9 protein-coding genes are annotated in these 8964 nt (G+C 64.0%); 3 read left to right on the top strand and 6 right to left on the bottom strand.

Annotation, left to right across the window (positions count from 1 at the left end):
- Positions 1-53: 53 nt before the first annotated feature.
- The 3 genes from AC6LJY_RS25670 to AC6LJY_RS25680 are packed head-to-tail and all read right to left on the bottom strand — an operon-like array spanning position 54 to position 2730.
- On the bottom strand, positions 54-857 hold the full coding sequence (locus AC6LJY_RS25670; RefSeq protein ID WP_120156584.1) for a shikimate dehydrogenase family protein: 804 nt from the start codon (positions 855-857) through the stop codon (positions 54-56).
- A gap of 28 nt (positions 858-885) precedes the next feature.
- Positions 886-1872, bottom strand: coding sequence for a transketolase family protein (locus AC6LJY_RS25675; RefSeq protein WP_498137064.1), 987 nt, complete (start codon positions 1870-1872; stop codon positions 886-888).
- On the bottom strand, positions 1873-2730 hold the full coding sequence (locus AC6LJY_RS25680) for a transketolase (RefSeq protein ID WP_498137065.1): 858 nt from the start codon (positions 2728-2730) through the stop codon (positions 1873-1875).
- 125 nt (positions 2731-2855) lie between these two features.
- Between AC6LJY_RS25680 and AC6LJY_RS25685 the strand changes: the two genes are divergently transcribed.
- Both AC6LJY_RS25685 and AC6LJY_RS25690 read left to right on the top strand, forming a co-directional pair.
- Entirely contained in the window at positions 2856-3560 is a 705-nt protein-coding gene (locus AC6LJY_RS25685; RefSeq protein ID WP_046806190.1) for a GntR family transcriptional regulator, read from the top strand.
- Positions 3561-3569: 9 nt separating this feature from the next.
- A complete protein-coding gene (locus tag AC6LJY_RS25690) occupies positions 3570-4640 on the top strand; it encodes a glycerol dehydrogenase (protein ID WP_104144510.1) in 1071 nt (356 codons plus the stop codon).
- A 46-nt stretch (positions 4641-4686) separates the two neighbouring features.
- On the opposite strand, the gene kce is transcribed toward AC6LJY_RS25690, so the two are convergent.
- The 3 genes from kce to AC6LJY_RS25705 are packed head-to-tail and all read right to left on the bottom strand — an operon-like array spanning position 4687 to position 7353.
- Entirely contained in the window at positions 4687-5622 is a 936-nt protein-coding gene (kce, locus tag AC6LJY_RS25695; protein WP_046806192.1) for a 3,5-dioxohexanoate:acetyl-CoA acetone transferase, read from the bottom strand.
- A complete protein-coding gene (locus AC6LJY_RS25700; protein ID WP_498137066.1) occupies positions 5615-6571 on the bottom strand; it encodes a 3-hydroxyacyl-CoA dehydrogenase in 957 nt (318 codons plus the stop codon). The genes kce and AC6LJY_RS25700 overlap by 8 nt, the downstream gene beginning before the upstream one ends.
- Positions 6571-7353, bottom strand: coding sequence for an SDR family oxidoreductase (locus AC6LJY_RS25705; RefSeq protein ID WP_104144512.1), 783 nt, complete (start codon positions 7351-7353; stop codon positions 6571-6573). Before AC6LJY_RS25705 ends, AC6LJY_RS25700 begins: the two co-directional genes overlap by 1 nt.
- Positions 7354-7684: 331 nt before the next feature.
- Between AC6LJY_RS25705 and AC6LJY_RS25710 the strand changes: the two genes are divergently transcribed.
- Positions 7685-8884, top strand: a complete 1200-nt coding sequence (locus AC6LJY_RS25710) for an ABC transporter substrate-binding protein (RefSeq protein WP_046806195.1) — start codon at positions 7685-7687, stop codon at positions 8882-8884.
- Positions 8885-8964 lie beyond the last annotated feature (80 nt).

Below are 8964 nucleotides of genomic sequence, written 5' to 3' on the forward strand. Positions count from 1 at the left end.
ACCTTGTCCTGATGTCCGCCGCCTGCCTAACTTGGCAGGCTTAGTTGGCAGGCTTATTTGGGTGCCGTCACGCCCAGCATTTCGGCCATCAATGCAATCTGGCAGACCAGCATCGGCGCACCGTAATGCACTTTGCACCCCTTGGCTTGCGCGGCCAGCAGCAGCGCGGTGTCTTTCGGCTGCATGATGACTTCGCACACAAGCTGCTCGGGCGTCAGGCGCTCGGTATCGAGCGGCAGCGCGTCGCCTTCCTTCATGCCCAGCGACGTGCCGTTGACCACCACATCATGGCCCGAAGGGTCGGGCGTACCCACGGCGATGTTCGCGTCGGGATGCAGCGACAGGATGCGCGCCTTCAGGTCCTCGGCCTTGGCCGGGGTGCGGTTGGCGATGGTCAACCGCGACACGCCGGCCTGCACCAAGGCAAAGCCGATGGCATTGGCCGCGCCGCCCGCGCCCGCCAGGTAGGCGCTTTTGCCGCGCAGGTCCACGCCGGCGGTTTGCAGGCCGCGCACAAAGCCTTCGCCATCCAGCATGTGCGCGGTGAGCTTGCCGTCGGCATCGCGGCGCACCACGTTGGCGGCGCCGATCTTGCGCGCCACCGGCGTCACGTCATCCACCAGGTCCAGGATGGCGGTCTTGTGCGGCATCGTCACGATGACGCCGCCCAGGTTCTCCAGCCGGCGCAAGCCTTCGACCACGGCGGCCAGATTATCGGGACGGGTGTGAAACGGCACGCAGACGCCGTCGTAGCCCAGCTGCGCGAACAGTTCGTTCATGCGCTGCGGCGTTTTCACGTGATGGATCGGGTCGGCCAGGATGCCGAACAGGCGGGTGTTGCCGGTGATTTCCTTCATGGGTTCTCCAGATTCAAAAGCGGTAGATTCAGGATGCGATGACTTCGCGGGCGACGGCGCCGATACCGGCCGCGTCCAGCTGGTAATGCGCGTAGAGCGTCGTGGGCGGCGCGATCAGGCTGTATTCGTCGTAGATGCCGTGGCGGCGCAGGCGCGTGCCGGTGCCGGCGTCGGCCAACACTTCGGCAACGGCAGACCCCAGGCCACCCAGCACATTGTGCTCTTCCACCGTCATCATGCGGCGGGCCTGGCCGGCGGCGGCCAGCACCGCGTCGCGGTCCAGCGGCTTGACGGTCGGCATGTCGATCACGCCAACGGACAAGCCATCCGCACGCAATTGCTCGGCGGCGGCCAGTGCGGCGTGCAGCGTGATGCCGCAGGCAATGATGTTCAAGTCAGAGCCGGTGGAATGCACGATGGCGCGGCCGAATTCAAACGGCGTGCCGTCTTCATAAACCTGCGGATCGCGGCCGCGCCCGATGCGAAAGTAGATCGGCTCAGGCCAGTTGACCGATGCCTTGATAGCGGCGGCCAGCTGCGGGCCGTCGGCGGGCGACACGACCGTCAGGCCGGCCAGGGCACGCATCGTCGAGATGTCTTCGGTGGCGTGGTGCGACGTGCCATAAAACCCCAGGCTGATGCCGGTGTGATGGCCGATCAGGCGCACGGGCAGCTTTGTGTACGCAACGTCCATGCGGATTTGTTCGCAGCACAGCAAGCCAAGAAAGGACGCAAAGGTGGCCACGAACGGAATCATGCCGGTGGTGGCCAGGCCGGCGGCGGCCGACACCATGTTCTGCTCTGAAATGCCGAACTGGATGTAGCGGTCGGGGTAGGCGGTGGCGAAGCGGTTCAGGCCGTTGGAGTATTGCAGGTCGGCCGAGCCGGCGACCACCGGGTGCCCGGCCTGAGCCAATTCAATCAGCGCATCGGATAGGTACGACAGCCCGGGGTTCACCGCGTTCAGCGCGCGGTACTGCCAGGAGTCGGGGGATAGGACTTGTGCCTGTGCCATTCAGATCTCGCGGGAAAGAATTTCGTCGACGGCGCTTTGCGCGTCTTGCGGCGCCAGGTAGCCCAGATGCCAGCCCGGCTCGGTTTCCATGTAGGACACGCCCTTGCCCTTGATCGTCTTGGCGATCACGCAGGCGGGCTTGTCGCGCGTGTCGTCCGCGCGCAGGCGGCGCAGCAGCGCGGTCAGGTCGCGCAGGTTATGGCCGTCAACCTCGTGCACCTCCCAGCCAAACGCCAGCCACTTTTCCCGCAGCGATTCCACGCCCATCACGTCGTCCACCTTGCCGTCCAGCTGGTAGCCGTTGCGGTCAATGACGGCGACCAGGCGCGACAGCCGGTGGTGGGCGGCGAACAGCGCGGCTTCCCAGACCTGGCCTTCCTGCATTTCGCCATCGCCCAGCATCACGAAGACGTTGAAGTCGCGTTGGCTCATGCGGCCACCCATCGCCATGCCGACGCCGTTGGACAGCGCGTGCCCGATCGAGCCGGAACTGAAATCGACGCCGGGGACTTTGCTCATGTCGGGGTGGTCGCCCAGCGGGCTGCCCAGGCGCGTATAGCCGTCCAGCAACGCGCGGTCGATGAAGCCGTGATCGGCCAGCACCGGAAACAGCCCGACGGCGGCGTGGCCCTTGCCCATCAGGAAGCGGTCGCGATCGGGCCAATGCGGCTCGCCCGGACGCAGCCGCATCACGTCGTAGTACAGCGACGCAAAGATCTCCGCGCACGAAAAGACCGAGCTGTAATGCCCGACCTTGGCAATTTCAATCAACCTGATTGTCTCCAGCCGGATGTAGCGGGCCTTTTCCCGCAGCATCGCAACTTCCCCCTCGGTGGGGGCCTCCTGGTGGTGGCGCATGGCGCGTCCTTTCTACGTTAGGATATATGATATATAATATACCCATTGTGCTCGGATTGGCTATGGCGGGCTAGAATTCATCCCGGATTCACCCGTTCCCCCTAATACAGCAAGCCCGAAACGTCATGCCCAGCCTTAAACCGGTAAAGAAAGAGAACCTGTCCGTCAGGGTCTACAACGAAATCCGCAATGCCCTCATCAACGGGCAGTACGAACCCGGCGAACGCCTGATCATCGGCGAACTGGCTCAAGAGATGGGCGTGTCGATCACGCCCGTACGCGAAGCTATCTTCCGGCTCATCAGCGAACAGGGCTTGGAAATGCAGGCGGCCACGGCCGTCTACGTGCCTTATGTGAATTCGGAAAAGTTGCGGGAAATCCAGCAGATCCGTTTCCACCTGGAAGGCATGGGCGCGGCCGAGGCCGCGCAGAACATCACGCGCAAGCAGCTGGACAACCTGATCGCCCTGCAAAAGGATTTCATCTCCTGCACGTCGACCGATCCGAAGCGCGCCAGCTACCTGAACCGCAAGTTCCACTTCGCCATCCTGGAAGCCAGCAACAAGCCCATCTTGCGCAGCACCGTCGAATCGTTCTGGGTCATTACCGGGCCGATCCTCAAGGTGTTCCACGTCAAGACCGCCGGGCTGGACTATTCCGAAAACGAACACCGCCACGAAGCCGTGCTGGAAGCGCTTGAAGCGCGCGATTCCGAAGCCGCGCGCAGCGCCATCCAGGCCGACCTGGTCTGGGGCGGCAAGATCATGATCGATTGGTTGGTCGAACGCGAAAAAGAGCTCGACTACCGCCCTCCCGTGCCACGCAAATAGGAAGACTTCATGCTGAAGATTTTTGGCGCGCCCAGCCGCTACATACAAGGCGCGGGCGCATTGGACACCCTGGGCCAGACCGCCACCTTGTTCGGACGCCGCGCGGCACTGGTCATCGACAGCTATGTCCATGGCGTACTGGGTCCAAGAATCGAAAGCCTGTGCGCCGGGCACGACGTTGCGGTGACACCGCTGATCGTCGACGGCGACCTGACGCCCGAGCTGATCGACGCCCTGCGCGCGCAAGCCGCGCAGGCAGGCATCGACATGGTGATCGCCGTGGGCGGGGGCAAGTCGCTGGATGCGGGCAAGGCGGTGGCCAAGTCTTCGCACTGCCATCTGATCACGGTGCCGACGGTGGCTTCCAACGATGCGCCCACCAGCAAGAACTACGTGCTCTACGACGCGCATCACAACCTCCTGGCCGTTGAACACATGCTGTTCAACCCCACCATCGTGCTGGTCGACACCGCCATCATTGCCACCGCGCCCGTGCATTTTTTCCGCGCCGGTCTGGGCGACGCCGTGTCCAAGAAATTCGAAGCCGAACAATGCCAGCGCAACGGCGGCAAGAACATGTACGACGGCGCGCCGCTGCTGACGGCGCAACTGATTGCCGACGGCTGCCTGCGCACGCTGCTGGCCGACGGCGTGGACGCCGTGGCCGCGGCCGGCACCGGCCAGCCCACGCCTGCATTCGAGCGCGTGGTGGAAGCGATGATCCTCATGAGCGGTCTCGGTTTTGAAAGCGGCGGCTTGTCCATTGCCCACGCGTTGACGCGCGGCCTGCCCAAGATCGGCGGCGTGGCCACCGCGCTGCATGGCCTGCAAGTGGCGGTCGGCCTGCTGGTGCAGCTGGACCTTGAACAACGCAACGACGGCATGCTGGCGGACTTGACGCAGTGGTACGCGCAGGTCGGCCTGCCCACCACGCTGCGCGAGCTGGGCGCGGCCGACATGCCCAGCGACGCAGACCTGACGCTGGCGGCCGAGCTGAGCCTGAAGGCCCGCCACGCCGCCAACTTCGATCATCCGCTGGACGTCGCCACGCTGGCGGACGCGCTGCGCCGCCACGCCTAGTCGCGCCTCACGCAGCGCGGCCGGCCAGGCCCGCCGCGCTTGCCGATCAGAACGCCACGTTGTCCCGCCCCTTCAGCCCCAGCTTGGCGCGCGCTTCGTCGGGCGTGGCCACTTCCAGGTTCAGCGCTTCGACAATGGTGCGAATGCGCTCGACCTGTGAGCGGTTCGATTCGGCTAGCTGGCCCGGCCCGATCCACAACGAATCTTCCAGCCCGACCCGCACGTTCGATCCCATTGCCGCACCGATGGTGGCCAGCGGCATCTGATTGCGGCCGGCACCCAGGATGGACCATTCATAGTCGTTGCCGAACAAGCGGTCGGCGGTGCGCTTCATGTGCATCAGGTCTTCCGGGTGCGGGCCAATGCCCCCCAGAATGCCGAACACCGACTGGATGAAAGGCGGCGATTTGACCAGCCCCCGGTCAACGAAATGCGCCAGGTTGTACAGGTGGCTGATGTCGTAGCACTCGAATTCAAAGCGCGTGCCGTTGGCGTTGCCCAGCGTCAGGATCGATTCAATGTCCTGGTACGTGTTGCGAAAGATCAGCGACCGGCTGTTCTCAAGATGCTCGCGTTCCCAATCGTGCTTCAGGTCCTTGAAGCGGTCCAGCATCGGGAACAGGCCGAAGTTCATCGACCCCATGTTCAGCGACGCCAGCTCCGGCTTGAACGTCGTGGCCGGGCGCATGCGTTCTTCGACGGTCATGTGCGGGCTGCCGCCGGTCGTGATGTTGATGATGGCGTCGGTCTCGTTCTTGATGCGTTCCAGGAACGGCTTGAACAGCGCCGGGTCTTGCGACGGCTTGCCCGTTTCGGGGTCGCGCGCATGCAGGTGCAGCACCGCTGCGCCGGCCTTGGCCGCGCCGATGGCGGCTTCGGCGATCTCATCCGCCGTGACCGGCAGGTGCGGCGACATGCTGGGCGTGTGGATGGCGCCCGTCACGGCGCAGGTGATGACGACTTTCTGTTTGGGCTTAGCCATTGTTGTCTCCGTCCTGTTGTTTGTGGCGCATCAAGCGCATCAGTTTTTCGTCGCGCCAGAAGCGGCGCTTGGCAAGGTCTGGTTCCGGCAGCAAGCGGCGGCGCTCGTCGGCCAGCGCTTGCACCAGCGGCGTGTCCCATGCCACGCATTCGGTTTGGTCCGCGCCTATGGACTGGTACAGCCCGCCATAGCGCGCACAGTAATCCGCAATGCCGCCGGGCGCATTCAGGTCGATGGTTTCAAACGGCCCCATGAACGACCAGCGCAGGCCCAGGCCGTCCTTGACGGTGGTATCGATGTCCTCGGCGCTGGCGATGCCCTCTTTCGCCAGACGGAAGGCCTCGTGCAGCAAGGCGCCTTGCAGCCGGTTCAAGATAAAGCCTTCGATTTCCCGGCGCAGCCGCACGGGCTTTTGTCCGATGGCGGTCATGATGCGGCTTGCCGCCTCCAGCGCATCCGGACTGGTCCACGGCGCGGGGCAAAGTTCCACAACCGGAATCAGATACGGCGGGTTGACGGGGTGCGCCACCAGGCAGCGATGGCGCCCTGGCAAGTGCTCGGTGAACTGGCTGGCCGGGATGCTGGACGTGGAACTGCCGATCACCGCGTCGGGCTCGGCGGCCGCATCCAGCTCGGTGAACAGAGCCCGCTTGATGTCGACCTTCTCGGGCGAGTTTTCCTGGATGTAGCACGCGCCCTTGACCGCATCGGCCAGGCTGTCGGCAACGTGCACGCGCTGGATGATGGCGTCGGCGTCGGTCAACAAGCCTTGCGCTTGCAGCTCCTGCAACTGTTGCAGGATCAGCGTGCGGGCCTCGGCCAGCATGGCGGCATTCACGTCATGAAGACGCACCTGCCAGCCCATGCGCGCAAATACGATGGCCCAGCCCTGGCCGATCAGGCCGGTGCCGATGATGGCGGCAACAGGGGCCGCGGAATCGGCGTCCATCAGTAGAGCTTCTGCGTGAAGCCGTCCACCACGATGGCCTGGCCCGTCACGCTGCGGGCAGCCTCGCTGGCGTTGAACAACACCATGTTGGCGATGTCACGCGCAGTGACCATGCGGCCCAGCACCGCCTGGTTTTCGTACTGCGCGGCAATTTCCTCAACCGGCCGCCCCAGCGTGTCGGCCTTCGCGGCGATCACGGCGCGGATGCGCGGGCCTTCCACGGCGCCCGGCAGGATGGCGTTGACGCGGATGCCGTGCGGGCCAAGCTCAATCGCCAGCGACTTGGTGAACCCGATCACGGCCCACTTGGACGCCGAATACACCGAGCGCCCGGCAAAGCCCAGGTGACCGGCAGCGGACGAAAGGTTGATCATCACGCCCGCCTTGGACTGCTTCAAATGGGGGATGGCCTGGCGCGCGCAAAGAAACTGGCCGGTGATGTTCACGGCCAGCGTGCGGTCCCAGTCGGCCTTGGACAAGGTTTCGACATAGCCCGTGGGGCCGGCAACGCCCGCGTTGTTGATCAGGATGTCCAGCCCGCCCAATTTTTCCTTGACGGCGGCAAAGAGCGCGCCCACGCTATCTTCGTCGGACACGTCGGCCACCATGGCCTGCACGCCCGGCAGCTCGGACGGGATGGCGGCCACTCTGGTTTCGTTCACGTCGCAGACGAAAACCGTGGCGCCGGCGTGGTGGAAAACCTTGGCCATCTCCAAACCCAGACCATCCGCGCCCGCGGTGATCAGCACCTTTTTGCCAGCGAAATCGACTTCCTCGAACATGCTGTTGTCTCCTGGTTTTTATGGGAAAGCTTGCGTTTGATCATATACGATATATGACAAAGCGCGGAAATTTCCCCGCTTTCCGGGGTACCCCGCGCCAGGGGGCCGGCCCTTTTCGCCAGGCGGAATATTGCGGTTAATTTCCTGCGTCATCGGCCGCTGAGGCTTTATTCATGCGGCTTTAGGGAATTCCCCGATTCGGCTTGCTGCGGCCCCCACTAGAATCCAAGGCGGGGTTTTTGTACCTGACCGGCGCATATATCATATATTTAAAAAAGACGGACAGCACTCAAGACAGTCCGCATCCCATACCGACAAAGGAGCGTAGACAGTGTTCAAGTTCAATAAAATTATTTTGGCGCTGGGCGTGTGTGGCGCACTGGCAAGCGGCACCGCAGCGGCCGATATGAAAGTGGGCGCCCTCTTCCCGTTCAGCGGTGCGCTTGCGCTCCTGGGTCAAGAGAGCTATCGCGGTCTGGAGTTGGCCGTCAACGAGATCAACGCCGCCGGCGGCGTCAACGGAGAGAAGATCGAAATCATCAAGGCGGACGCCGTGGACCCGACGCAGGCCGTGTCGGAAACCAAGCGCCTGATTTCGGCCAACGTGGTGGGCGTGTTCGGCAGCTACGCATCGGGCATCTCGTACGCGGCCTCGCCCGTGACGGAACTGGCCGGCGTGCCGTACTTTGAACTGGGCGCCACCGCCCACAAGATCACCACGCGCGGCTACAAGTACCTGTTCCGCAGCAACCCGAATACGGCGCTGTACGGCGTGTCGGTCGTCAACGCGCTGCATGACACCATTGCCCCGGGCATGGGGCTGAACCCCAAGGACATCAAGATCGGCATCATCCACGAAGACGGGCCTTATGGCACCGACGTGGCGGCCACCGAGAAAAAGCGCGCGCAGGAACTGGGCTACACCGTGGCCGAAGTGCTGCCGTATTCCGCCAAGACCGTTGACCTGTCGTCGTTGATCCTGCGCCTGAAGGGCGCCAAGGTCGACGTCGTGCTGCAAACGGCCTACCAGAACGACGCCATCCTGTACTTCAGCCAGGCACGCGCGGCGGGCTTCAAGCCCAAGGTCGTGATCGGCGCGGGCGGCGGCTATTCGCTGGCCGATACGGCCAAGGCCGTGGGCGCCGACATGAACGGCGTGTTCGACCTGGACTTTCCTCAGTCGTCCATCAACCCGGCCGGCGCGCCGGGCCTGGACAAGTTCCTGCAAGCCTACAAAGCCACCTACAAGAGCGACCCGCAGTCGGGCCACAGCCTGACGAACTACGTGGGCGCCAAGGCTTTCTTTGAAGCCATCGGCAACGCCAAGTCCACCGACAAGGACAAGATTCGCGCCGCCGTCATGGCCTACAAAAAGCCGGCCGGCCAAACGGCTAACGGTTGGGCGTTCGACTTCGGCGAAGACGGCCAGAACAACGCCTCCACGTTCTACGTCATGCAGTGGCAAGACGGCAAGCTCGTCACCATTGCGCCCAGCAACCTCGCACTTGGCAAGCCCGTCTTCAAGAAGTAAGCGCGACGCCAGTGATCAGGCGCTCGGGGGCGCCTGATGTTTCCCGGGACACGCGCGCCCCGGCGCGGCCGCCAATGCAG

The organism is Achromobacter sp. RT286_PF, assembly GCF_059760425.1.

Excerpts from the sequence above, each read along its gene's own strand:
- AC6LJY_RS25670 (WP_120156584.1), bottom strand. The coding sequence starts at position 857 with ATGAAGGAAATCACCGGCAACACCCGCCTGTTCGGCATCCTGGCCGAC.
- AC6LJY_RS25675 (WP_498137064.1), bottom strand. The coding sequence starts at position 1,872 with ATGGCACAGGCACAAGTCCTATCCCCCGACTCCTGGCAGTACCGCGCG.
- AC6LJY_RS25680 (WP_498137065.1), bottom strand. The coding sequence starts at position 2,730 with ATGCGCCACCACCAGGAGGCCCCCACCGAGGGGGAAGTTGCGATGCTG.
- AC6LJY_RS25685 (WP_046806190.1), top strand. The coding sequence starts at position 2,856 with ATGCCCAGCCTTAAACCGGTAAAGAAAGAGAACCTGTCCGTCAGGGTC.
- AC6LJY_RS25690 (WP_104144510.1), top strand. The coding sequence starts at position 3,570 with ATGCTGAAGATTTTTGGCGCGCCCAGCCGCTACATACAAGGCGCGGGC.
- kce (WP_046806192.1), bottom strand. The coding sequence starts at position 5,622 with ATGGCTAAGCCCAAACAGAAAGTCGTCATCACCTGCGCCGTGACGGGC.
- AC6LJY_RS25700 (WP_498137066.1), bottom strand. The coding sequence starts at position 6,571 with ATGGACGCCGATTCCGCGGCCCCTGTTGCCGCCATCATCGGCACCGGC.
- AC6LJY_RS25705 (WP_104144512.1), bottom strand. The coding sequence starts at position 7,353 with ATGTTCGAGGAAGTCGATTTCGCTGGCAAAAAGGTGCTGATCACCGCG.